Origin of the sequence: Pseudomonas brassicacearum (assembly GCF_003732265.1) — a bacterium.
GTDB classification, from domain to species: domain Bacteria; phylum Pseudomonadota; class Gammaproteobacteria; order Pseudomonadales; family Pseudomonadaceae; genus Aquipseudomonas; species Aquipseudomonas brassicacearum_D.
Map to the genome: position 1 here is coordinate 230716 of NZ_MOBK01000010.1, position 24088 is coordinate 254803.

At 59.7% G+C, this 24088-nt stretch carries 16 protein-coding genes; 11 read left to right on the forward strand and 5 right to left on the reverse strand.

Going from position 1 to position 24088, the window contains the following annotated elements; all coding sequences use genetic code 11:
- Positions 1–676 precede the first annotated feature (676 nt).
- The 3 genes from BK660_RS25025 (at position 677) to BK660_RS25035 (ending at position 3326) form a co-directional block, all read left to right on the forward strand.
- Entirely contained in the window at positions 677–1414 is a 738-nt protein-coding gene (locus BK660_RS25025) for a DUF4123 domain-containing protein (protein ID WP_259698532.1), read from the forward strand.
- 356 nt (positions 1415–1770) lie between these two features.
- The gene (locus BK660_RS25030; protein ID WP_123435593.1) at positions 1771–2094 is read left to right on the forward strand and encodes a hypothetical protein; all 324 of its coding nucleotides are present in this window, start codon (positions 1771–1773) and stop codon (positions 2092–2094) included.
- A gap of 392 nt (positions 2095–2486) precedes the next feature.
- Entirely contained in the window at positions 2487–3326 is an 840-nt protein-coding gene (locus BK660_RS25035) for a 23S rRNA (adenine(2030)-N(6))-methyltransferase RlmJ (RefSeq protein ID WP_123435550.1), read from the forward strand.
- Between the two features lie 150 nt (positions 3327–3476).
- Here BK660_RS25035 and msrA read toward each other — a convergent pair whose 3' ends face one another.
- The 5 genes from msrA to aceE all read right to left on the reverse strand — a co-directional run bounded on the left by msrA (position 3477) and on the right by aceE (position 13494).
- On the reverse strand, positions 3477–4124 hold the full coding sequence (gene msrA, locus BK660_RS25040) for a peptide-methionine (S)-S-oxide reductase MsrA (RefSeq protein ID WP_123435551.1): 648 nt from the start codon (positions 4122–4124) through the stop codon (positions 3477–3479).
- Between the two features lie 188 nt (positions 4125–4312).
- The gene (locus tag BK660_RS25045; protein WP_123435552.1) at positions 4313–7006 is read right to left on the reverse strand and encodes a putative bifunctional diguanylate cyclase/phosphodiesterase; all 2694 of its coding nucleotides are present in this window, start codon (positions 7004–7006) and stop codon (positions 4313–4315) included.
- A gap of 193 nt (positions 7007–7199) precedes the next feature.
- Positions 7200–8594 (reverse strand): alkaline phosphatase D family protein, encoded by a 1395-nt coding sequence (locus BK660_RS25050; protein WP_123435553.1) that lies wholly within the window; start codon positions 8592–8594, stop codon positions 7200–7202.
- A gap of 272 nt (positions 8595–8866) precedes the next feature.
- On the reverse strand, positions 8867–10837 hold the full coding sequence (aceF, locus tag BK660_RS25055; RefSeq protein WP_123435554.1) for a dihydrolipoyllysine-residue acetyltransferase: 1971 nt from the start codon (positions 10835–10837) through the stop codon (positions 8867–8869).
- A gap of 11 nt (positions 10838–10848) precedes the next feature.
- On the reverse strand, positions 10849–13494 hold the full coding sequence (gene aceE, locus BK660_RS25060; RefSeq protein WP_123435555.1) for a pyruvate dehydrogenase (acetyl-transferring), homodimeric type: 2646 nt from the start codon (positions 13492–13494) through the stop codon (positions 10849–10851).
- Positions 13495–13877: 383 nt separating this feature from the next.
- On the opposite strand from aceE, the gene glnE reads away from it, so the two are divergent.
- The 8 genes from glnE (at position 13878) to BK660_RS25110 (ending at position 24083) form a co-directional block, all read left to right on the forward strand.
- Entirely contained in the window at positions 13878–16817 is a 2940-nt protein-coding gene (gene glnE, locus BK660_RS25070; RefSeq protein WP_123435556.1) for a bifunctional [glutamate--ammonia ligase]-adenylyl-L-tyrosine phosphorylase/[glutamate--ammonia-ligase] adenylyltransferase, read from the forward strand.
- Between the two features lie 307 nt (positions 16818–17124).
- Positions 17125–18159: a lipopolysaccharide heptosyltransferase II gene (gene waaF / locus BK660_RS25080; RefSeq protein WP_123435558.1), complete on the forward strand. Its 1035-nt coding sequence runs from the start codon at positions 17125–17127 to the stop codon at positions 18157–18159.
- A 1-nt stretch (position 18160) separates the two neighbouring features.
- Positions 18161–19222, forward strand: a complete 1062-nt coding sequence (gene waaC, locus BK660_RS25085) for a lipopolysaccharide heptosyltransferase I (protein WP_123435559.1) — start codon at positions 18161–18163, stop codon at positions 19220–19222.
- Positions 19222–20343 (forward strand): glycosyltransferase family 4 protein, encoded by a 1122-nt coding sequence (locus BK660_RS25090; RefSeq protein WP_123435560.1) that lies wholly within the window; start codon positions 19222–19224, stop codon positions 20341–20343. The genes waaC and BK660_RS25090 overlap by 1 nt, the downstream gene beginning before the upstream one ends.
- On the forward strand, positions 20343–21149 hold the full coding sequence (gene rfaP, locus BK660_RS25095) for a lipopolysaccharide core heptose(I) kinase RfaP (RefSeq protein WP_123435561.1): 807 nt from the start codon (positions 20343–20345) through the stop codon (positions 21147–21149). Before BK660_RS25090 ends, rfaP begins: the two co-directional genes overlap by 1 nt.
- Positions 21149–21883 (forward strand): lipopolysaccharide kinase InaA family protein, encoded by a 735-nt coding sequence (locus BK660_RS25100; protein WP_123435562.1) that lies wholly within the window; start codon positions 21149–21151, stop codon positions 21881–21883. Before rfaP ends, BK660_RS25100 begins: the two co-directional genes overlap by 1 nt.
- Entirely contained in the window at positions 21880–22632 is a 753-nt protein-coding gene (locus BK660_RS25105) for a lipopolysaccharide kinase InaA family protein (protein ID WP_123435563.1), read from the forward strand. Before BK660_RS25100 ends, BK660_RS25105 begins: the two co-directional genes overlap by 4 nt.
- The gene (locus BK660_RS25110) at positions 22632–24083 is read left to right on the forward strand and encodes a lipopolysaccharide kinase InaA family protein (RefSeq protein ID WP_123435564.1); all 1452 of its coding nucleotides are present in this window, start codon (positions 22632–22634) and stop codon (positions 24081–24083) included. Before BK660_RS25105 ends, BK660_RS25110 begins: the two co-directional genes overlap by 1 nt.
- The last annotated feature ends 5 nt before the right edge of the window (positions 24084–24088 follow it).

Sequence of the window (24088 nt, forward strand, 5' to 3'; positions counted from 1 at the left end):
GGAAAGTGGTAAGTTTGGTGGGATCGTGGCGGGAGGAGCTGCTGGTGCTGCAATGGGTGCTCCAATATGTGTGGCGATAGGGATAGGGACGTTAGGAGTCGGAGGCGTAGCATGTGGGCTCGTATTTACTGGGTTGGGCGCTGCTGTTCTGGGGGATGAACTAGGCAGTCTTGGCGAGCGCGGAGCTGAAGTTCTATATGAGGTGACGAGGTGAGAAGTGGGTCTGAAACAATATTTTTGTTGGGGGGATTGGTTTTAATTGTATTGATTTTGTCGGTTGTGTTGGTTTTGTTGTTTGTCGCCTATTTTTGGATGCGAACAATACTTAAGTACTTGAGTAATTCCCCTGGTGTGATTTCTAAACATAGTTATTTAGGCTGGGATCCAATTAGTCGCTTTCTTATGGTCAGCTATGTGGGGGCACTGATGATTTTTCCAGCGCGATCGTCTAGAAAAGGGGAGCTAAGCTTGCAAGACTATGAGCTTTTTCCCGTTAAATTAAAGCATGTGTTACGAATGTGTTGTGGGTCAATGATGGTCCTTGGGGTGATAGCCATAGGATTTGTATTGGTCGGCAGATATATGGGTTGGTCGAAATAAAAACATTTTAGCTTGATCTTGATAATCGACTTACTGGTTAAGTTGTTTGAACGGCTTTCTTTTTTTGAAGTAGTTGATGGAAAAATTCATGGCCACCCACCCCGATCTTTGGCTAGTTAACCAGCCCCTTAGTAGCACCGAGCAGATATTCGCGATTTTCAGCAATGCTAGTGCAGTTGAGCCGTTCAAGGCTTGGCAGCGCTCATTGAACACCGCCCCGAGCCCGATTTGGGCCGATACGATTTACTCCGAGTGGGAAGCAGTGATGCCCTATGTCGGAATTGTCGCTTCTGATAGCCAGTTCCTCGATTGGGTTGCCACGACAGCGTCTTGCGATTGGGGTTGGTTGGCAGTGTCTTCGGCGAGCCTTGAGGCAGTGGTCGAACATTTGCGCAGTCTCACACTGGTCAAAATGCCGAATGGAAAATTCGTTTTTTTCCGCTTTTGGGATGGGCGTTATTTGCTGCCGATTTTGCAGTCTGTTGATGTGAATGCCCCGGAACTGTTGCCGGTGATCCAGAGGTGTTTGATCAATGGGCAGTCGGTCGACATTGGGGGCTGTGCATTGCAAGCATCGAAAGTTTTTCCATGGTGGGAAGTCTCTGAGCCCCTCCTGCAATACCTCGATGCTGAAGATGCTTCGACACTTATCAACAATCTGATGCGCTGGTTGAGTGAAGAGCACCGGAGTCTGTTCGAGGCGTTTTCAGAAAGCGTTTTGCGCAGGAAAGTCGAGACGTTTCTTACGACGCCTGGCCTGTCTGCCGGGCCAAAAGCTGAGTTGTTGGAGCACTTGATGGAGGAGGTGGCTTAATTTGGCGGAGGGGCCAGTCGAATTTTCCGGGCAAGGTCGTCGGAAGTTTCCTTCAACTCGTATCGGTTTCCATGAACTGGTTTGAAATGCATTCCATCGATAGTCTCTGGTGGTCACTGAGTTTCAGTGGCGGGGTGTAGGAACCCTTCAAGACTGATGGGATGCTCTTAGCGTCAATACATGGTTTGCGGCCGTTAACAAGCGTCCGTAAGATCTGTTGCGGCGGCTATGCGCGAGCACGCTTCGGCGTGGTCGAGTTTTCCCAAAGGTCTCGATATTCCTACCTCGCGTATAGCTGCCACCCCTAGCCTGTAGGAAGGCTGATGGCAGCTCCTATTCTTCTTTGGGAGTCTCTAATGAAAACACTTCACCCCGATCCACCCTACGAAAAACCAATCCCCCACCCCAAAAGCCGCTTCATGGCCCTCACCAGCAACTGCACTGACATGCCCACGCTGTTCGTCGATACCCACGCGCCGCTCGATGTTTTATACGACGCCGCCAACTACCGAATTCGCGCCGTCACTCAGGTGCTGGAGAACATGTCGATGCGCGGTTCGGTTGAGTGTGAGTCGTTCATTCTTAGTGATTTTGCGTTGCTGTGTGCCATTCCGTTGCGGGATGGGTGTGATGTGCTGGATGTGATTGGGCGGCGGTTGCGGGCTCGGTCACCGGAATAACGGCGTACGGCTATTTGTGGTGAGGGGGCTTGTCGGAACGCCGCATCGCCCCGTTGGGTCGCGCAGCGGCCCCAAAACCTGCAATCCGGTTATGTCAGTTGTACCGAGGGGTTTGGTTTGGCGACTGCTTCGCAGTCGAGCGGGAGCAAGCTCCCTCGCCACAGGTTTTGTGATGTGGCGGGATGTTTTGGGGCTGCTGCGCAGCCCAACGGGGGCAAGCCCCCTCGCCACAGGGTTTTGTGGGTGGCTGGATGTTTTGGGGCTGTTGTGCAGCCCGACGGGGGCAAGGCCCCTCGCCACAGGTTCGTGGGGCTGCAAGTGCCCGCTCGGCTGTGAGGTCCTGACGTTGGCCGCCTTACAAGGTAAACTTCCCGGCCTTCGCAGGAGCAATCATGAATTATCGTCACGCCTTCCATGCCGGCAATCACGCCGATGTGTTCAAACACCTGACTTTGACCCGCCTCATCGCCCTGATGTCGCGCAAGGAGCAGCCGTTTGCCTATCTCGACACTCACGCCGGCATTGGTCTGTATGACCTGCAGGGTGATCAGGCGAGCCGTACCGGTGAGTACCTGGAAGGTATTGCGCGTCTGTGGGATCAGCCGGATCTGCCGGCGCTGACCGCCGATTACATGAAAGTGCTGCACGACATGAACCCGGATGGCCAGTTGCGCTATTACCCGGGGTCGCCGGAGCTGGCGCGGCGTCTGACGCGGCCGCAGGATCGGGTGATGCTCAACGAGAAGCACCCCGAAGACGGCTTGCTGCTCAAGGACAACATGGCCGGTGATCGTCGGGTGAAGGTGCATCTGGGCGAAGGCTGGCATGTGCCGCGCGCGATGTTGCCGGTGCAGGAGAAGCGGGCGGTGATGTTGATTGATCCGCCGTTTGAACAGCTCGATGAGATGCAGCGCTGTGCGGCGTCGTTGAAAGAAGCAGTTGGCCGGATGCGTCAAACCGTGGCGGCGATCTGGTACCCGGTGAAGGATCAGCGCATGTTGCGCCGCTTCTATCAGGATCTGGCGGGCTCGGGCGCGCCGAAGTTGTTGCGGGTGGAATTGCTGGTGCATCCGCTGGATACGCCGAACAGTCTGAACGGGTCCGGGTTGGCGATTGCGAATCCGCCGTGGGGGCTGGAGGAGGAATTGCGTGAGTTGCTGCCGTGGTTGTCCAAGAAGTTGGGACAGACCCAGGGTGGGTGGCAGATGGATTGGTTGATTGCCGAGAGTTGATTTTTAGTCATCTGCATTGGTGGTGCCTGAGAGGGCGCCTTCGCGGGCAAGCCCGCTCCCACATTGGTTTCGTGATCGGCCTCAAAATTTGGGGCGGCTCAGGACTATTGTGGGAGCGGGCTTGCCCGCGATGCTTTTAGGGCCCGAAAATCAGATCGGGCAGGTCACGCCTGTGCCGCCAATCCCGCAATAGCCTTCAGGGTTCTTCGCCAGGTACTGCTGGTGGTACGCCTCGGCGAAGTAGACCGTCGGCGCTTCGTCGATTTCGGTGGTGATTTCGCCTTTCCCGGCCTTGGTCAATTCAGCCTGGAACACGTCCTTGCTGTGCTTGGCGGCTGCCAGTTGAGTTGGGTTGGTCGCATAGATCACCGAGCGGTACTGAGTGCCGATGTCGTTGCCCTGGCGCATGCCCTGAGTCGGGTTGTGCAATTCCCAGAACATCTTCAGCAGCTCGTCGTAGCTGACTTTTTCCGGTTCGTAGACCACGAGCACCACTTCGCTGTGGCCGGTCAGGCCTGAGCAGACTTCTTCATAGGTCGGGTTCGGTGTGAAACCGCCGGCGTAACCCACGACTGTGCTGACCACGCCTTCACGCTGCCAGAAACGACGTTCCGCGCCCCAGAAGCAACCCAGGCCGAAAATGGCAAAGTCGACGTTGGTGACGAACGGGCCCAGCAGCGGGGAGTCGTGGACGAAATGTTTTTCCGGCAGGTTCATCGGGGTTTCACGGCCGGGTAGAGCTTGTTCTTTGGTTGGAAGCACGTTTTTGTTCACCAGGATTTCCGAGCGCAAGACCATGATCAGTCCTCTCAGTCAGGTTTAGATGTAGGGAATCAGACCGCCAGTGTGCCCAAACCCTTCCCGTTACGCACTACCCCTGTAGGAGCGGGCTTGCTCGCGAAGGCGGCGTGACAGTCGGCATTAATGTTGTGAGGTATACCGCATTCGCGAGCAAGCCCGCTCCCACAAGGGATTTGCGTGTGCTGTCAGACCAGAGGGCCGCGCGGGTAGCGCTTGAGCTTTTCGATCAGCTCGGCGCCGGGGATCGGGCGGTCGAACAGGTAGCCCTGGCCGACGTCGCAGCGGTGGCGGCGCAGGAACGCCAGTTGTTCGGCGGTCTCGATGCCTTCCGCCACGACCTTGAGTTTCAGGTTGTGGGCCATGGCGATCACAGCGGAGGTGATTTCCATGTCGTCCTGGTTGTCCGGGATTTCGTGGATGAAGCTGCGATCGATCTTGATGATGTCGATCGGGAATTTTTTCAAATAGCTGAGCGACGAGTAACCGGTGCCGAAGTCGTCCATGGCCAGGGTCAGGCCCAGGCGCTTGAGCTGGTCGAGCTGCAAGTGGGTGTCTTCGGTGGCTTCCAGCAGCAGGCCTTCGGTCAGTTCCAGCTCCAGCAGGTTGGCCGGCAGCGCTTCTTCCTTGAGGATGTTGGCGATGGACGACACCAGGTCCGGGTCGGAGAACTGCTTGGGCGACAGGTTGATCGCCACTTGAAGATTGCCCAGGCCGGCGGCGCTCAGTTCTTTACTCATGCGGCAGGCCTGACGCGCGATCCATTTGCCGATCGGGATGATCAGGCCGGTTTCTTCAGCGACGCTGATGAACTGGTCCGGGCGGATCATGCCTTTGTCCGGATGGTTCCAGCGCAGCAGCGCTTCCATCCCCAGCAGACGGCCGCTGCGCAGGCAGAGCTTGGGCTGGTAGAACACATCCAGCTCGTTCTGGGTCAGGGCGCGGCGCAGGTTGTTCTCGACGAACAGTTTGTAGCTGGCCTCGGCATTCAGCGCTTCGGTGAATACCTGGACCTGATGCTTGCCGTTGGCCTTGGCCTTGTGCAGCGCCAGACCGGCGTTGCGCATCAGGGTTTGCGGGTCGCGGCCGTGTAGCGGCGCGCAGGCCAGGCCCACGGAGCCGGTGACGCTGATCAACTGGTTGTCGACGAACATCGGCTTGTCGAGGGTCATCAACAACTGATGAGCGACCTGTTGGCCGGTGCGCAGGTCGGTGTTGTCCAGCAGTACGGCGAATTCGTTACTGGCGAAACGCGCCAGGCTGCCGCTCGGGCTCAGGCTGTTGCGCAGGCGTCGGGCCAGGCTGATCAGCAGTTTGTCGCCGGTCTGGTGACCGAGGCTGTCGTTGATCCGCTTGAAGTTGTCGATGTCCACCAGCAGCAGGCTGATCGGCGTATCAGTGTCGCGGGCGAAGCGTTCGTCGAGGTTACGGATGAACGCCGGGCGGTTGCCGAGGTTGGTCAGGTTGTCGGTGTAGGCCAGGCGCTCGATGCGCTGCTGGGCGAGTTTGGTCTGGGTGATGTCTTCGTAAATGCCGATGTAATGCGTCAGCTCGCGGTTGTCGCCATAGACCTTGGAGATCGATAGCTGGCCCCAATACGGTTCGAGGTTTTTGCGGCGGCTCTTGAATTCGCCCTGCCAACTGTTGCTCTTGGCCAGCGCCGAGGGCGCGTCGAACAGCAGTTCGCTGAGGTTCTCCAGCGCCGGCAGTTCCGACAGCCGCTGGCCGTGGACTTCTTCGGTGCTGTACTGGGTGATTGCGGTGAAGCTAGGGTTGACGTATTCGACCACGCCGTCGCAATTGACCAGCAAAAAGGCGTTGGCGCTTTGCTCGACCGCACGCTGGAACAGGTGCAGGGCGCTGGTGGCGGTGCGGCGGTTGTGGTTGTTGATGACCTGGGCGAACTGATCCGCCAGCTCGCCGGCGAAAGCGATTTCGTCCGACTGCCAGGCGCGGGTTGCACCGGTCTGTTCCAGGCACAGCACGCCGACCACCTGGCCGTCGACGCGGATACTGGCGTCGAGCATCGCGTTCACATCGCGCGGGCGCAGGCTCTCGGCCATGTCCCGGGTGCGCGGGTCACGCATGGCGTTGTGGGCATCGATGGCGCGGCTGCTGTGCAAGGCTTCGAGGTAATCCGGGAACCCGCTGACGTCGATCGGTTCCGGCAGCAGGTATTCACTGCTGGCGCGGTGATAGGCCGATATCGGCACCAGCATCGAGCCTTCGAGGTTCCACAGGCTGGCACAGTCGATTTCGTAGATGTCGCACGCGCTGCGGGTGATCAGCTCGGCGGCTTCTTGCAGGGAATTGTTGGTGCTGTAGCGCTGGCGAGTCAGCAACAGGATCAGGTCCTGCTGGGCGCGCACCCGGTCCAGATGCTGCAATTGTTCCTGCTGGGCACGCTGGTTGAGCTCGAGGGCGATTTGCAGGCGCGAGTTCTGGGTTTCCAGATCCTGCGCGGGCTGTAGCTGAAGGCCCTCGAACAGGTCATCGACCACCAGCAGATAACCGCGCAACAAGTGCCGATTGTGCTGTTTATAGGCTTCGCCCACTTCCAGCAGGTTCAAGGCGCCCGAGGCGGTGTGCAAGGTGTAGCGGATCTGGTAGTTCGGACTGTCGGTCAGTTGCTGCTGGACCGCGTCATGCAGCTGATAGCGCGCTTCGGGCTCCATCAGGCTGGCGTAGGGGGAGTCGACCAGCGCACACAGGTCCACGGCCGGCAGACCGAAATGGCGTTCGCAATTCGGATCGAGAAACAGCAGCGCCCAGCTAGGCTCATTCAGCCGTTCGAAACGCAGCATGCCGAGCCGCGAGGGCACAGGCAACTGCGTCACTACCTCGGCCACCATACGGCTGGCGGCATCGGGTTGGCTTTTCATTGAGGGAAACTCGCTTCGAATGTGCTGATCGCGCCGGGCTCTCGCCCTCTTAACTGTTGTCTGCGGCAAGGTTGCATCATTGCGGCCCCGACTGACAAGAGACATGAAGGCCAAGTGCTATAAGAATATGTCGGCAGGCGCGAAGTTTTCTCCAGCGCAGGCTCAAAACTAATGCATTTGACCTTCAATAGCCTTAGTGCAGCGGGATGTTGACCGTTTGTAATCGTTGGCCGTCCCGGTCGTGGTAATTGACCTGAATCTGCTCGCTATCAACGATCAGGTGGGCAAAGTTGTCCTCGCTGACCACATTGCTGGTCAGTTCATGCCGATAGTCTCCCGCAGTCGTTTGCGCCAGAGGCTGATCAAGAATGAAGGTGGAGGCCTTGGCGTACGGCAGCAGTTTGCTGTTGCACAGCGGCGAGGAGACGACGGTGTGCACCTCGAAGTCCGGGTCTTCGCTGTGGGTCAGGCGACTCGTCAAGGAGCCGTGGACATCGCCCGAGACGAAGATGACGTTCTTGATGCGGTGCGTGCGAATTGTCTCCAGCAACCGCAGGCGTTGCTCCGGAAAGGCTTTCCAGGCGTCGTCGCCATTGAGTTTGCGGTCGGGGTAGAACATCACGCTGGTGACCACGAATTTGACCCTTGCCGGGCTGTGGATCAGCCATTTGCACAGCGCCTGCTCCTGTTCCTCGTCGAGGATGCGGCGATCATCGGCCGACAAGTTGCGCCGAGTACGGCTGTCGGTGACAAACCATTCAATATCACCGTCGCTGAACTGATACCAATACTGTTCAAGTTTTCTGCTGATCTGTCCATTGGCTAGAAGTTCATGCGCCGGACTATGGCTGGCTTGATATAACTCATAAGCGGCTATGGCATTTTTATATAAGTCTGCATCTGATTTGCTCTCGTTGGCCGGCCAGTTGTCTTCAATTTCGTGGTCGTCGAGGATCATGTAAGTCGACAGGCTGGACATTAACGTTGTAATGCCCGGCTGGGAAAAAGCTGTGCGGTATTTTTTGAGTATGTCGTTGTATTCCCGGTCGGGCGCAATAACGTTCAAATCATCGACGTAAATTTGATCTCCGGTCATCAGCATCGCACTGATGGGCGGTTCGGCCCGCTGCGCGAGGTCGGTGATCGAAGCAAAAATTCGGTCGCCGGCCTTGGGTGTCATGGCGATCCCCGCGGTCATGCGCAAATAGCGGCAGGAGCCGACGATATAGGCCCGTGGCAGGCGGGCCTTGCTGGGCCGCGTGCGAAACCGGTAAATCTCTCGTGGCCATTGCAATGGCAGTTCCTCGACCGTTTCCACGGTATGCACCGGGCTCATCGGGCTGAACCAGCCGGCCTGATATTCGTATTCGGTGTCGCTGGCCAGTTGGTTGAGCACGATCACGTCGGACATGTCGCGCAAGATCGTCAGTTTTACAAATGCGCCCTGGGACCAACGTTCTTCACCCAGACGCCGATAACGAACCCCTGCAAATACCAACGCATTGTCTTGAAGTTCTCCGCGCAGAAAAATGCGCGCGTGATTAGTTGTAGTGTGGCCAATAATAGGGCCGACAGTCGGTTTGAACATGTTCGAATCCATTCGAAGTAATTGCTAACTAAGCAGAGAATAAATAACGCAGTTTTTATTAAATACAGTCCAACTAAGACTAGTTGCTGTTTCAAAAAAAATATCGGGAGGAAGTGGACTTGAGTTGTGGGCAATGTAAGCCGCCGCTGTAGGAAGAGTCTTTATTCAAGGCAAAAAAAAGCCCCGCCAAATTGGCGGGGTTGAGGTACGAGCGTGGCGCTCGGAAAACGTGGTACGCGAACGGCCCTCCGGTGAGGGAGGGCCGGCCGGTGTTACAGCAAGATGGTGCGGATGTCCGCCAGCAGGCTGCTCAGGCGCTGGGTGAAGCGTGCAGCAGCGGCGCCGTTGATCACGCGGTGATCGTAGGACAGCGACAGCGGCAGCATCAGTTTCGGCTGGAAGGCTTTGCCGTCCCAAACTGGCTGGATGGTTGCCTTGGAAACACCGAGGATCGCCACTTCCGGCGCGTTGACGATCGGCGTGAAGCCGGTGCCGCCAATGTGGCCGAGGCTGGAAATGGTGAAGCAGGCGCCTTGCATGTCGTCAGCGGTGAGCTTTTTGTCGCGGGCTTTGGCGGCCAGCACAGCGGCTTCGGCTGCCAGTTGCAACAGGCTCTTCTGGTCGACGTTCTTGATGACCGGTACCAGCAGGCCTTCAGGGGTGTCGACGGCGAAGCCGATGTTCACGTACTTCTTGCGGATGATCGCTTTGCCGCTTGGTGCCAGCGAACTGTTGAAGTCCGGCAGTTCCTTGAGCAAATGCGCGCAGGACTTGAGCAGCAGCGGCAGGATGGTCAGCTTGACGCCGGCCTTCTCTGCAACGGCTTTCTGAGCGATACGGAACGCTTCCAGCTCGGTGATATCAGCCGAATCGAACTGAGTCACGTGTGGGATGTTCAGCCAGCTGCGATGCAGGCTCGACGCGCCGATTTGCATCAGGCGAGTCATCGGCACTTCTTCGGTTTCACCGAAGCGGCTGAAGTCCACGACCGGAATCGGCGGGATGCCCGCGCCGCCGGTTGCGCCGGCAGCAGCGGCCGGTGCTTCCTTGGCCTTCTGCATCATCGCCTTGACGTAAACCTGCACGTCTTCCTTGAGGATGCGACCGTGCGGGCCACTGGCGCCGACGGCGTTCAGCTCGACGCCGAACTCGCGAGCCAGTTGACGCACGGCTGGGCCAGCGTGAACTTTGGCGCCAGGCTTGGCTGGAGCAGCAACCGGGGCAGCAGCCGGTGCGGCTGCGGCAGGCGCAGCAGCGGCTTGAGCCGGAGCACTTGGTGCAGCAGCGGCCGGAGCCGGGGCAGCAGCAGGCGCAGCGCCTTTGACTTTCAGCTTGAGGATCAGGTCGCCGGTACCGACTTCGTCATCCAGCTTGATGGAAACGCTTTCCACCACGCCAGCGGCAGGCGATGGAATTTCCATGCTCGCCTTGTCGGATTCCAGAGTGATCAGCGACTGGTCGGCTGCAACGGTGTCGCCGGCCTTGACCAGGACTTCGATGATCTTGGCCTTGCCCGCCGAACCGATGTCCGGAACGTGGATGTCCTGAACACTGTCGGCCACTGGAGCAGCCGGAGCTGCAGCGGCTGGCGCAGGAGCCGCGGCGGCCGGTGCAGCCGCCTGAGCTGGAGCGGCAGCAGGGGCCGCAGCACCCGCCACTTCCAGGTCCAGAATCAGGTCGCCGGTGCCGACTTCGTCGTTGAGCTTGACGCTGATGGCCTTGATCACGCCAGCGGCAGGCGATGGGATTTCCATGCTCGCCTTGTCGGATTCCAGGGTGATCAAGGATTGATCAGCCTCGACGGTGTCGCCGACCTTGACCTGGATCTCGATGATCTGGGCCTTGCCCGCCGACCCGATATCCGGCACGTGCACTTGCTGAACCGAAGCGGCAGCCGGGGCCGCCGGGGCAGCAGCAGGCGGGGCGGCAGCAGGAGCAGCAGCCGGTTTGGCTTCAGCTTTTGCAGCCGGCGCAGCGGCAGCGGTAGCCGCCGGGGCCGCAGCTGCGGCACCTTCGACTTCCAGCTCGAGCAATTCGTCGCCTTCTTTCAGGCGATCGCCCAGCTTCACTTTCAGGCTTTTGACGATGCCGGCTTTAGGCGCAGGAATTTCCATGCTCGCCTTGTCCGATTCCAGCGTCAGGATGCTCTGGTCGGCTTCGACACGGTCGCCGACCTTCACAAACAGTTCAATTACTTCACCTTCACCGCTGCCGATGTCAGGTACGCGAATGAGTTCGCTCACAGAATCTCTCCTCAGCAGTCCAGTGGGTTGAGTTTTTCCGGGTTGATACCGAACTTGGTGATGGCTTCAGCCACAACCTTAGGTTCGATGTCACCACGGTCAGCCAATGCTTCCAGGGCTGCCAACACCACGAAATGACGGTCGACTTCGAAGAAATGACGCAGTTTCTTGCGGCTGTCGCTGCGGCCGAAACCGTCGGTGCCCAGGACTTTGAATTCCTTGGACGGGACCCACTGACGAATTTGCTCGGCGAACAACTTCATGTAGTCGGTAGAAGCGATGACCGGACCTTTACGGCCGTTCAGGCACTCTTCGACGTAGCTCAGCTTAGGCTTCTGGCCCGGGTGCAGACGGTTGGTGCGCTCGACGGCCAGGCCGTCGCGACGCAGTTCGTTAAAGCTGGTAACGCTCCATACGTCAGCGCCGACGTTGAACTCTTCACGCAGAATCTTCGCCGCTTCACGGACTTCACGCAGGATGGTGCCGGAGCCCATCAACTGAACGTGGTGCGCCGCTTCACGGGTGTCTTCTTCGAGCAGGTACATGCCCTTGATGATGCCTTCCTCGACACCGGCCGGCATGGCTGGCTGCTGGTAGGACTCGTTCATCACGGTGATGTAGTAGAAAACGTCCTGCTGCTCTTCGGTCATCTTCTTCATGCCGTCCTGGATGATCACCGCCAGCTCATAGCCGTAGGTTGGATCAAAGGTGCGGCAGTTCGGGATGGTGCCGGCCAGGATGTGGCTGTGACCATCTTCGTGTTGCAGGCCTTCGCCGTTCAGCGTGGTGCGGCCGGCGGTGCCGCCGATCAGGAAGCCACGGGTACGGCTGTCGCCAGCGGCCCAGGCGAGGTCGCCGATACGCTGGAAGCCGAACATCGAGTAGAAGATGTAGAACGGCAGCATTGGCTGGTTGTGGCTGGAGTACGAAGTACCGGCAGCGATGAAGGAGCTCATGGCGCCTGCTTCGTTGATGCCTTCTTCGAGGATCTGGCCCTTCTTGTCTTCCTTGTAGAACATCACCTGGTCTTTATCGACTGGCTCGTAGAGCTGGCCGACGGAGGAGTAGATGCCCAACTGACGGAACATGCCTTCCATACCGAAGGTACGGGCTTCGTCCGGGATGATCGGAACGATGCGCGAGCCGATTTCCTTGTCCTTGACCAGTTGCGCGAGGATCCGCACGAACGCCATGGTGGTGGAAATCTCACGGTCGCCCGAGCCATCAAGGATTGCCTTGAGGGTATCGAGTGGCGGCGTTGGCACGCTGATGCTCTTCGCGCGGCGCTGAGGTACGAAACCGCCCAGTGCAGTGCGGCGCTCGCTCAGGTAGCGGGCTTCGGCGCTGTTTGGCTCCGGCTTGAAGAACGGCAGGTTTTCCAGCTCTTCGTCCTTGACCGGGATGTCGAAACGATCGCGGAACAGCTTCAGGCTTTCAACATCAACTTTCTTGGTGTTGTGCGCGGTGTTCTTCGCTTCGCCGGCACCGGTGCCATAACCCTTGATGGTCTTGGCCAGGATGACGGTTGGTTGTTCTTTGTGGTTGACCGCTTCGTGGTACGCCGCGTAGACCTTGTACGGGTCGTGGCCACCACGGTTGAGTTTCCAGATCTCGTCGTCGGACAGATCAGCAACCATCGCCTTGAGTTCTGGCGAGTTGAAGAAGTGTTCACGTACGAACGCGCCGTCTTTGGCTTTGTAGTTCTGGTACTCGCCGTCGATGACTTCGTCCATGCGGCGTTGCAGGATGCCGTCGACGTCCTTGGCCAGCAGTGGGTCCCAGAAACGGCCCCAGATGACTTTGGTCACGTTCCACTGAGCACCACGGAACACGCCTTCGAGTTCCTGGATGATCTTGCCGTTGCCGCGAACCGGGCCGTCGAGGCGCTGCAGGTTGCAGTTGATGACGAAGATCAGGTTGTCGAGCTTCTCGCGGCCAGCCAGCGAGATCGCGCCCAGGGATTCCGGCTCGTCACACTCGCCGTCGCCCAGGAAGCACCAGACTTTCTGCTTGCCTTCAGGGATGAAGCCACGGGCTTCCAGGTACTTCATGAAACGTGCCTGGTAGATCGCCTGGATCGGGCCAAGACCCATGGATACGGTCGGGAACTGCCAGAAGTCAGGCATCAGCCAAGGGTGCGGGTAGGACGACAAGCCGTGACCGTCGACTTCCTGGCGGAAGTTGTTCATCTGGTCTTCGGTGATGCGGCCTTCCATGAATGCACGGGCGTAAACGCCTGGCGAGGTGTGGCCCTGGAAGTAGATCAGGTCGCCGCCGTGTTCGTCGGTCGGGGCCTGGAAGAAATAGTTGAAGCCGATGTCATACAGGGTGGCGCTGGAGGCGAAGCTGGAGATGTGACCGCCCAGGTCAGAATCTTTCAGGTTCGTACGCATCACCATGGCCATCGCGTTCCAGCGTACCAACGAGCGAATGCGGCGTTCCATGAACAGGTCGCCAGGCATGCGTGCTTCGTGGGTAACAGGAATGGTGTTGCGGTATGGCGTGGTGATGGCGTAAGGCAGTTGCGAACCGCTGCGGGTCGCCAATTCGCCCATACGGGTCATCAGATAGTGAGCGCGGTCTTCGCCTTCTTTGTCGAGAACCGATTCCAGGGCGTCCAGCCATTCCTGGGTTTCGACGGGATCGAGGTCTTGCATGGCTTGCTCCAGGGCGGAAAGGCTTCCAGAATCGGTTGCCTGAGTTTGCGACTGGCCTTGTGGGCAGACGATATAAATTCTTGGATTGCCGAGAGGTTGTTCCGGCGGCGTGTAGTTTTACTACAAATCTTCGGGCATTTCAGCCTTTCGAATGTATATACGAGTAGTAAAACTACAGATGAATGGCTTGTGGCCTCCGGCTGCGTTGTGAGAATAATCGTTAAGGTTGGTCTTTTACCAACCACAAAAGGTGAAAGCTTGATGTTCACTGCCAAAAATAAAGAATTTTCAGCTATTTCTAACTTTTGTTCGACAGTCCTCCACGTAGTGCAATATGAAAATTCACTACATGCAACCCGTTCTACGCCGATCAAGGATAGACCATGAGCCTGCCCACGTTTGCCGAACTGCCCGCCATTCTCCTGCCGTTTGTCACCCGTGCCGAGCAGTCGTTTCGTGCCGCCGTTGCGGCACTTGAAGACGACCATCGCCTGTCGGCCTGGACGCCTGAACGCTGGGCGCACTTCGCCCGCGTCGCGGCGGCCAGCGACTTTGTGATTGAACAGAGTGTGCGTGACCCTTTGATGTTGCTGGCGCTGGTGCAGTCCGGCGAACTGGACCGCGGCTATGCGCCCGGCGAGCTGTGCGCACAGATTGCGGCGGCAGTGAATGCAGCGCAAACCGAAGACGAACTCGGCCGCGTCCTGCGTCGCCAGCGCACCCGTCATCAGGTGCGGATTATCTGGCGCGACCTGACCCGTCAGGCCGATCTGGTCCAGACCTGCCGCGACCTCTCGGACATGGCCGATGCGAGTATCGATCAGGCCTATCAGTGGTTGTATTCGCGTCATTGCCAGCAATTCGGCGTGCCGACGGGCCGGCGCAGTGGCGAGCCGCAACAAATGGTCATCCTCGGCATGGGCAAGCTCGGCGCCGTGGAGCTCAATCTGTCGTCGGACATCGACCTGATCTTCGCCTACCCCGAGGGCGGCGAAACCATCGGGGTGAAGCGCTCGCTGGATAACCAGGAATTCTTCATCCGCCTCGGCCAGCGTCTGATCAAGGCGCTGGACCCGATGACCGTCGACGGCTTCGTGTTCCGCGTCGACATGCGCTTGCGGCCATACGGCTCGGCCGGTGCATTGGTCTTGAGCTTCAATGCGCTGGAGCAGTATTACCAGGATCAGGGCAGGGACTGGGAGCGTTACGCGATGATCAAGTCGCGGGTGGTGGCGGGTGATCAAGTGGCCGGCGCGCAATTGCAGGAGATGCTGCGCCCGTTCGTTTACCGGCGTTACCTGGACTTCTCGGCCATCGAAGCGCTGCGCACCATGAAGCAGCTGATCCAGCAGGAAGTGCGGCGCAAGGGCATGGCCGACAACATCAAGCTCGGTTCCGGCGGCATCCGTGAAGTCGAATTTATCGCCCAGGCCTTTCAGCTGATCCACGGTGGTCGGGACCTGAGCCTGCAACAACGCCCTCTATTAAAAGTACTGAGCACGCTGGAAGGTCAGGGTTACCTGCCGCCGGCGGTGATCAGCGAGTTGCGCGAAGGCTACGAATTCCTGCGTTACACCGAACACGCGATCCAGGCGATCGCCGACCGCCAGACCCAGATGCTGCCCGACGGCGCACAGGATCAGGCACGCATTGCCTTTATGTTGGGCTTCGCCGACTGGGACGCTTTCCACGAGCAGCTGATGTATTGGCGTGGCCGCGTGGCCTGGCACTTCGCTCAGGTGATTGCCGATCCCGATGAAGAGGAAGGCACTGAAAGCGAAGTGGTTGTCGGCGGCGAATGGCTGCCGCTGTGGGAAGAGGCTCAGGACGAAGAGGCCGCTTGCCGGCAGCTGGAAGAGGGCGGTTTCAAGGACGCCACCAAAGCCCTGAAAGCCTTGGCCGGTTTGCGCAGCAGTCCGCAACTGCGGGCGATGCAGCGTCTGGGCCGAGAACGCCTTGATGCCTTTATTCCTCGCTTGCTGGCGCAGGCAGTGGAGCATGCCAACCCGGATCTGGTGCTGGAACGCGTGTTGCCGCTGGTGGAAGCCGTGGCCCGTCGGTCCGCGTACCTGGTGTTGCTGACCGAAAACCCCGGTGCGCTGCGCCGCTTGCTGACCTTGTGCGCCGCGAGCCCGTGGATCGCCGAGCAGATCACCCGTTTCCCGCTGCTGCTCGACGAATTGCTCAACGAAGGCCGGCTATTCAAGCCGCCGCTGGCGCCGGAACTGGCCGCCGAGTTGCGCGAGCGTCTGACGCGGATTCCCGAGGACGACCTCGAACAGCAAATGGAAGCCCTGCGCCATTTCAAACTGGCGCATCGCTTGCGCGTCGCCGCCTCGGAAATCGCCGGCAGCCTGCCGTTGATGAAAGTCAGCGACTACCTGACCTGGCTCGCTGAAGCGATCCTCGAACAAGTGCTGGCCCTGGCCTGGCGCCAGACCGTGGCCAAGTACGGCACACCACTGCGCACCGACGGTACGTTGTGCGATCCCGGCTTTATCATTGTCGGTTATGGGAAAGTCGGCGGACTGGAATTGGGGCATGGTTCGGACCTCGACCTGGTGTTCATCCACGACGGCGATCCGCAGGCGGAAACCGACGGGCCGAAACCGATTGATGGCGCGCAATTTTTCACCCGGCTGGGGCAGCGGATCATTCACTTGCTGACGGCGCAGACCAACTCCGGCCAGTTGTATGAAGTGGACATGCGCCTGCGACCGTCCGGTGCGTCGGGGTTGTTGGTCAGTTCGCTGGGGGCGTTTGCCCGCTATCAGGAAAATGAAGCCTGGACCTGGGAGCACCAGGCGTTGGTGCGAGCGCGGGTGCTGGTGGGCAGCCAGGACGTCGGCCAGGCGTTCGAAAAAGTGCGCGCGGCGATATTGGGCAAGGCGCGTGACTTGTCGACCCTGCGTCAAGAGGTCAGCGAGATGCGCGCCAAGATGCGCGACAACCTTGGCAGCAAGAGCACCGCGGCCGGCACCGGGGCAAACGCCTTCGAGGCCACGGCGCCGTTCGATCTCAAGCAGGACGCCGGAGGTATCGTCGATATTGAATTTATGGTGCAATACGCGGCCCTGGCGTGGTCCGAAACACACCCGCCATTGCTGCGCTGGACTGACAACATCCGCATTCTGGAAGAGCTGGAACACGAAGGGCTGATGCCCGTCGAAGATGCCAACTTGCTGCGCGAGGCCTATAAAGCCTACCGCTCCGCCGCTCACCGGCAGGCCTTGCAGAAGGACGCCGGGGTAATACCAGGCGACCAGTTCGCGGACGAACGGCGACAGGTAGTGCGGATCTGGCGTGAGCTGGGGTTAAGCTGAAACGCGCTTGTTGCGGTAACAAGATTCAAATGTGGGAGCGGGCTTGCTCGCGAAAGCGGAGTGTCAGTCGACATTGATGTTGGATGTGACGGCCCCTTCGCGAGCAAGCCCGCTCCCACAGTAGATCTGCCTTGTTTCGCAGATCGATGTACACCAAATCCCAATGTGGGAGCGAGCTTGCTCGCGATAGCGGAGTGACAGTCGACAGCAATGTTGAAGGTGATGACCCATCGCAAGAAGCCCCGTTCCCACAGTGATTCTCGAGGCGGGGAGGCGTAGGCCTCCCCGGTTCGTTTTTGGAAACCACATGAAAATTCTGATCGTTGGGCCCAGTTGGGTCGGTGACATGGTGATGGCGCAGACACTGTTTCAGTGCCTCAAGCAACGCCACCCGCAATGCGAAATCGACGTCCTGGCCCCCGAGTGGAGCCGGCCGATCCTGGAGCGCATGCCCGAAGTCCGGCAGGCCTTGAGCTTTCCGCTCGGCCACGGTGCCTTGGAGCTGGCGACCCGTCGGCGCATCGGCAAATCCCTGGCCGGCCAGTACGACCAGGCGATTTTGCTGCCCAATTCGCTGAAGTCAGCGCTGGTGCCGTTCTTCGCCGGCATCCCGAAACGCACCGGCTGGCGTGGCGAATTCCGCTACGGCCTGCTCAATGACGTGCGGACGCTGGATAAAGAACATTATCCGCTGATGATCGAGCGCTTCATGGCCCTGGCCTATGAGCCCGGCGCCGAACTGCCGACCCCTTATCCACGCCCGAGCCTGCAGATCGACCCGGTCACCCGCGAAGCGACGCTGGCCAAATTCGACCTGGCCCTCGACCGTCCGGTGCTGGTCCTGTGCCCCGGCGCCGAGTTCGGCGAGGCCAAGCGCTGGCCGTCCGAGCATTACGCCAAGGTCGCCGAAGCGAAGATTCGCGAAGGCTGGCAAGTCTGGCTGTTCGGTTCGAAAAACGATCACGCGGTCGGTGAAGACATCCGCGCACGGCTGATTCCCGGCCTGCGTGAAGAGGCGGTCAACCTCAGCGGCGGCACCTCGCTGGCGGAAGCCATCGACCTGATGTCCTGCGCCGACGCGGTAGTGTCCAACGACTCCGGCCTGATGCACGTTGCCGCCGCATTGAACCGCCCGCTGGTGGCGGTCTATGGCTCGACATCGCCGGGCTTTACCCCGCCGTTGGCCGAGCACGTCGAAGTGGTACGCCTGGGTATCGAATGCAGTCCGTGCTTCGATCGCACGTGCCGTTTCGGTCATTACAACTGCTTGCGCCAGCTGATGCCGCAAGCCGTGAACGAAGCCTTGCAGCGGTTGCAGGGCACTGTGGTCGAGGTCAAATAGTTTGCGGGTTCTGCTGATCAAGACTTCTTCGCTGGGCGACGTGATTCACGCGTTGCCGGCGCTGACCGACGCGGCGCGGGCGATCCCCGGCATCACGTTCGACTGGGTGGTGGAAGAAGGCTTTGCCGAGATTCCGACCTGGCACCCGGCCGTGGGCAAGGTGATCCCGGTGGCGATCCGTCGCTGGCGCAAGAACCTCTGGCAAACCATCAAGAGCGGCGAGTGGAAACGCTTCAAACAAGCCGTTCGTGCCGAAAAATATGATCTGGTGATCGACGCCCAGGGCCTGCTGAAAAGCGCCTGGCTGACACGCTACCTCAAGGCGCCGGTCGCCGGGCTGGACAAGGATTCTGCCCGCGAGCCGGTGGCGGCGCGTTTCTACTCCCGTCGTCTGGCGGTGGGTCGTGGACAGCACGCGGTGGAGCGGGTGCGTCAATTGTTCGCCCTGGCGTTGGGCTACGACTTGCCCAAAGGCTTGGGTGATTACGGCCTGAACGTCGAACGCCTGGTCGAACTGCCGCGCAAGAATCCGTACGTGCTGTTCCTGCATGGCACCACGTGGGACACCAAACACTGGCCGGAAGCCTACTGGCGTGAACTGGCCGAGCGCGTTGGTTATCTGGGCGTCGGCGTGAAGCTGCCGTGGGGCAACCCGATCGAGAAAGCCCGGGCCGAACGCATCGCCGCCGGGTTCCGCCATGTCGAAGTGCTGCCCAAGCTGAACCTGGCCGGTGTCGGCAAAGTGCTGGCCGGCGCGCAGGCTTGTGTCGCCGTGGACACCGGCCTTGGTCATCTGGCCGCCGCGCTCGACGTCCCGACCCTGTCGCTGTTCGGCCCGACCAACCCGGGCCTGACCGGCGCCTACGGTAAGGCGCAGATTCACATCGCCAGCGACTTCCCTTGCGCACCGTGCCTGCAAAAGAAATGCACGTATCAACCGACGGAACAGGATGCCCGTCAGTTCAACCTGAAACGCGAGTGGCCACTGTGCTTCACGCGCCTGAATCCCGAGCGTGTCGCGACCCGACTGAGCACGTTGTTACTGGCTGAGGAGCTGCGCTGATGCAATTGGCATTCGTCTTGTACAAGTATTTTCCGTTCGGAGGGCTGCAGCGTGACTTCATGCGCATCGCCCTCGAATGTCAGCGGCGCGGCCATCAGATTCGTGTCTACACGCTGATCTGGGAAGGCGAGGTTCCGCCGGGTTTCGAAGTGCTGGTGGCGCCGGTCAAGGCGTTCTTCAATCATCGCCGTAACGAAAAACTCAGCGAGTGGATGGAAGCGGACCTGGCCAAGCGCCCCGTGGACCGCTTGATCGGTTTCAACAAAATGCCCGGCCTGGACGTTTACTACGCCGCCGACGGCTGCTTCGAAGACAAGGCGCAGAACCTGCGGCACTCGCTGTACCGGCGCTGGGGCCGCTACCGGCACTTTGCCGAGTACGAGCGCGCGGTGTTCGCCAAGGACGCCAAGACTGAAGTGCTGATGATTTCCGAGGTTCAGCAGCCGCTGTTCATCAAGCATTACGACACGCCGCTGGAACGTTTCCACCTGCTGCCGCCGGGGATTTCCCAGGACCGTCGGGCGCCGCCCAATGCCGCCGAGATTCGTGCCGGTTTTAGAGCTGAATTCAACCTGAAAGACGATGAACTGCTGCTGGTGCAAATCGGCTCCGGGTTCAAGACCAAGGGCGTGGATCGCAGCCTCAAGGCACTGGCCGCATTGCCCGCTGATCTGAAGAAACGCACCCGGCTGTTTGTAATTGGCCAGGATGACCCCAAATTATTCCAGATGCAGAGCGCTACTTTGGGCCTGGGCGATAACGTGACGTTCCTCAAGGGTCGTAGCGATATCCCGCGTTTCCTGCTCGGTGCCGATCTGTTGATTCACCCGGCGTACAACGAAAACACCGGGACCGTGTTGCTCGAAGCCCTGGTGGCCGGGCTGCCGGTATTGGTGAGCGCGGTCTGTGGTTACGCCCATTACATCGCCGAGGCCGATGCCGGCCTGGTGCTGGACGAACCCTTCGAGCAGGCACAACTGACGCAGTACCTGACCGGCATGTTGAACGACGCTCAAGCACGGGCGGCCTGGAGCCGCAACGGTCTGGCCTTTGCCGAGACGGCCGACCTCTACAGCATGCCGCAACACGCGGCCGATGTGATTCTGGCGGAGCACGCTTAATGAAGTTGATGCTGGCTGAACCGTTCAAGAGCCTTTGGGCCGGACGCGATGCGTTCACCGAAGTCGAAGGCCTCGAGGGCGAGGTTTACCGTGAGCTGGAAGCGCGCCGGACCTTGCGCACTGAAGTGAACGGCAACGGTTTTTTCGTGAAGATCCACCGGGGTATTGGCTGGGGCGAGATCTTCAAGAACCTGCTGACGGCCAAGCTGCCGGTCCTCGGCGCGGGTCAGGAATGGAAAGCCATTCAGCGCCTGCAAGAAGTCGGCGTGCCGACCATGACCGCCGTGGCTTACGGCGAGAAGGGCAGCAACCCGGCGGATCAGCACTCGTTCATCGTCACCGAAGAACTGGCGCCGACCGTCAGCCTCGAAGACTTCAGCATCGACTGGATCAAGAACCCGCCCGTGCCCAAACTCAAGCGTGCGCTGATCGCCGAAGTCGCGCGCATGACCGGCATGATGCACCGCGCCGGGGTCAACCATCGCGACTGCTACATCTGCCACTTTCTGCTGCACACCGACAAACCAGTGACGGCTGATGATTTCAAACTCTCGGTGATCGACCTGCACCGTGCCCAGACCCGCCCGGCGATCACCCAGCGCTGGCGCAACAAGGATCTGGCGGCGCTGTACTTTTCGGCCCTGGACATTGGCCTGACCCAGCGCGACAAATTGCGTTTCCTCAAGGGCTACTTCCAGCAGCCGCTGCGCCAGATTCTGGCCGAGGAAGCGTCATTGCTCGCCTGGCTTGAAGGCAAGGCCAATAAACTCTATGACCGTAAACAGCGATACGGGGATGCGCTCTGATGGCGGGTTGGAGACTGGAGCCCGCTTACAGCGATTTGGCAGAAGATTTTGGCAGCCTTGAGGCGGTGTTCGCCCTGCAAGGTGAGCGGCTGACCCGCGACCTGTTGTCCGAGGTCATCCGCGTCAATCGCAACGGCGTCAATTACTACGTCAAACGCTACGTCGGCGCCGGCAAAGGCCTGCGCCGTTACCTGGGCAAACCTCGGGTGAAGGCCGAATGGCAGAACCTCAAGCGCTTCGCCAAGTGGGGCATTCCCACCGCCGAAGTGGTGGCCTGGGGCCTGGAACGACGTGGCGCGGCGTACGATCGTGGGGCGATGATTACCCGCGAGTTGCCCAACACCGAAGACTTGTCGGCCCTCGCTGATCGGCGCGATCCCAAGTTGGCGGACCGCGCCTGGGTCGACTCGATCAGTCGGCAATTGGCCGGTTACACCCGGACCATGCACGACAATCGCTTTACCCATAACGATTTGAAGTGGCGCAACCTGCTGGTCGATGATCAAGCCCGACTGTTCCTGATCGATTGCCCCAATGGCGATTTCTGGCACGGCTTCTGGCTTAAGTACCGCATCACCAAAGACCTGGCCTGTCTGGACAAGGTGGCCAAATATCACCTGTCGGCGACCCAGCGCCTGCGCTTTTATCTGCAATACCGCCAGCGTGACCGGCTGAATGCCGCCGACAAGAAACGCATCCGGCACGTGGTGAGATTTTTCGAGGGACGCGAATGACTGATTTTCTGGCCGCTGAAGACCGTGCGCTGCTTGAGCGCCATGGCCTCGGTACGTTCGATGCGCTCTGGGCCAAACAGCTCGAGGCCGTGGATGAGCCCAACACCGCGGGTGGTGGCTGGAGCAGTGTGTTTCGGCTGGATCTGGAAGGTCGTGGCTTCTACCTCAAGCGCCAGAGCAACTACCTGACGCGTACCTTTCACGCGCCGTTTGGCGAGCCGAGCTTTGCCCGTGAGTTTCGCAACATCAGCCGCTATGAAAAGCTCGGTATTCCGGCGCTGAAGGCGGTGTTTTTTGGTGAGCGTAAAGTCAACGGCGAAGTCCGCGCGGTATTGCTGACTCGCGCGCTGGACGGTTGGGATGACCTGGATTCGCTGTTACAGCGCTGGTCGGACCTGAGCGAGGCGCAACACTTGGCCATTCTCAAAGCCTGTGGCGAACTGGCGCGCCGCCTGCACGGCGTGCGTCAGGTTCATGGTTGTTTCTACCCAAAACATATTTTTCTTCAGGCGACGGGCGACGGATATCTGGCTCAGTTGATCGACCTGGAAAAGACCCGGCCGCTGTTGTTCGGTCAACGTGACCGGGTCAAGGATCTGGAACCGTTGCTGCGTCGCGCGCCGGAGTGGACCGACGCGCAGTTGCGCGAGTTGTTGGCGGTCTACGTCGATCAGCCCTCGGACAGTTCGTTGGTGGACAGTTGGGTGTCGCGCCTGACTGCGCGGCGCAGTCGCAAGGAGACCCGCTGATGCGTTTGTCCGAACTGAAAAACGCCGGCCGCAGCCCGAGCCTGCCCATGAGCATTGCGCTGGCCGATGCCGCAGGTCCCGCCGATTTGCAATTGTTGAGCCTGCTGCGGGTCTTGCCGGGGCAGCGTTATGTGGGTGCCGGTGTCTGGCGTGGCCGTCCGGTGCTGGCCAAGTTATTGGTCGGCAGCAAGGCGGCGCGGCATTTTCAGCGTGAACTGGACGGCGTGCGTTTGCTTGCCGATCAAGGCCTGACCACACCGCAATTACTGGCGGACGGGCTAAAGGAGGGCGAGGGCGGCTGGCTGCTGTTCGATTTCCTCGAGGGCGCCGAGAGCCTGGGGGAGACCTGGAAAAAAGTCGAACACTTGCCCGTGTTGGCGGACATGCAAGGGGCGGTGATTGCCGAGGCATTGGGCGCTATCGGCCAAATGCATCGCAAGGGACTCTGGCAGGAAGACCTGCATCTGGACAACCTGCTGCGCCAGCGCGGCCGCTTGTATCTGATCGATGGTGGCGGTGTCTGTGCTGAGACGCCGGGCCAACCGCTGTCGCGTAACAAAGTCCTGGAAAACCTCGGCGTATTTTTTGCGCAGTTGCCCAAGACACTCGAGCCGTTCATCGAAGAACTGCTGGTGTATTACCTGTTGAGCAACGGCGAGCACGCCTTGCCCATGGAAGCGTTGCAGAAGCAGATCGACAAGGTTCGCACTTGGCGCTTGAAGGACTTTCTGATCAAGGTCGGCCGTGAATGCACGCTGTTCAGCGTCCAGCGCGGGGCGTTCGGACTGCGGGCGATTCGTCGTGAGGAAGAGGCGGCGATGCTGCCGGTGCTGGGGCAGGCCGATGCCTTGCTCGATCAAGGCCATTTGTACAAGACCGGTGGCGCGGCCAGTGTAGGAAAAGTCGAGATTGATGGTCGGACGCTTGTAATCAAGCGCTACAACATCAAGGGCTTTGCCCATTGGCTCAAACGCTTCTGGCGCCCGAGCCGTGCCTGGCACTCCTGGCGCGAAGGCAATCGCCTGGCGTTCCTCGGTATCGCCACACCGAAGCCGCTGGCGTTACTGGAGACGCGTTTCTTCTGGCTGCGCAGTCGGGCCTATCTGGTGACCGAGTATTTGCCGGGGCCGGACATCATCGAGCGGTTTGCCCCCTACGTTGAAAACGGCAATGCGCCTGAGGCGGAGTTGCTGGCGCTGGATCATCTGTTCGCCGAGCTGATCGGCGCGCGCATCAGCCATGGCGACTTCAAGGGCCACAACCTGTTCTGGCAGGAAGATCGCTGGGCGCTGATTGACCTGGATTCTATGTGTCAGCATGGCTCGGTGGGCAGCTTTGCCCCGGCGTATGCGCGGGACCGGGCGCGGTTCATGCGCAACTGGCCTGAGAGCAGTGCGCTGTATCAGGTCATTGATCAGCGTCTTCCCAAAGATATCTCCAGCGCTGCCTGAAGCGC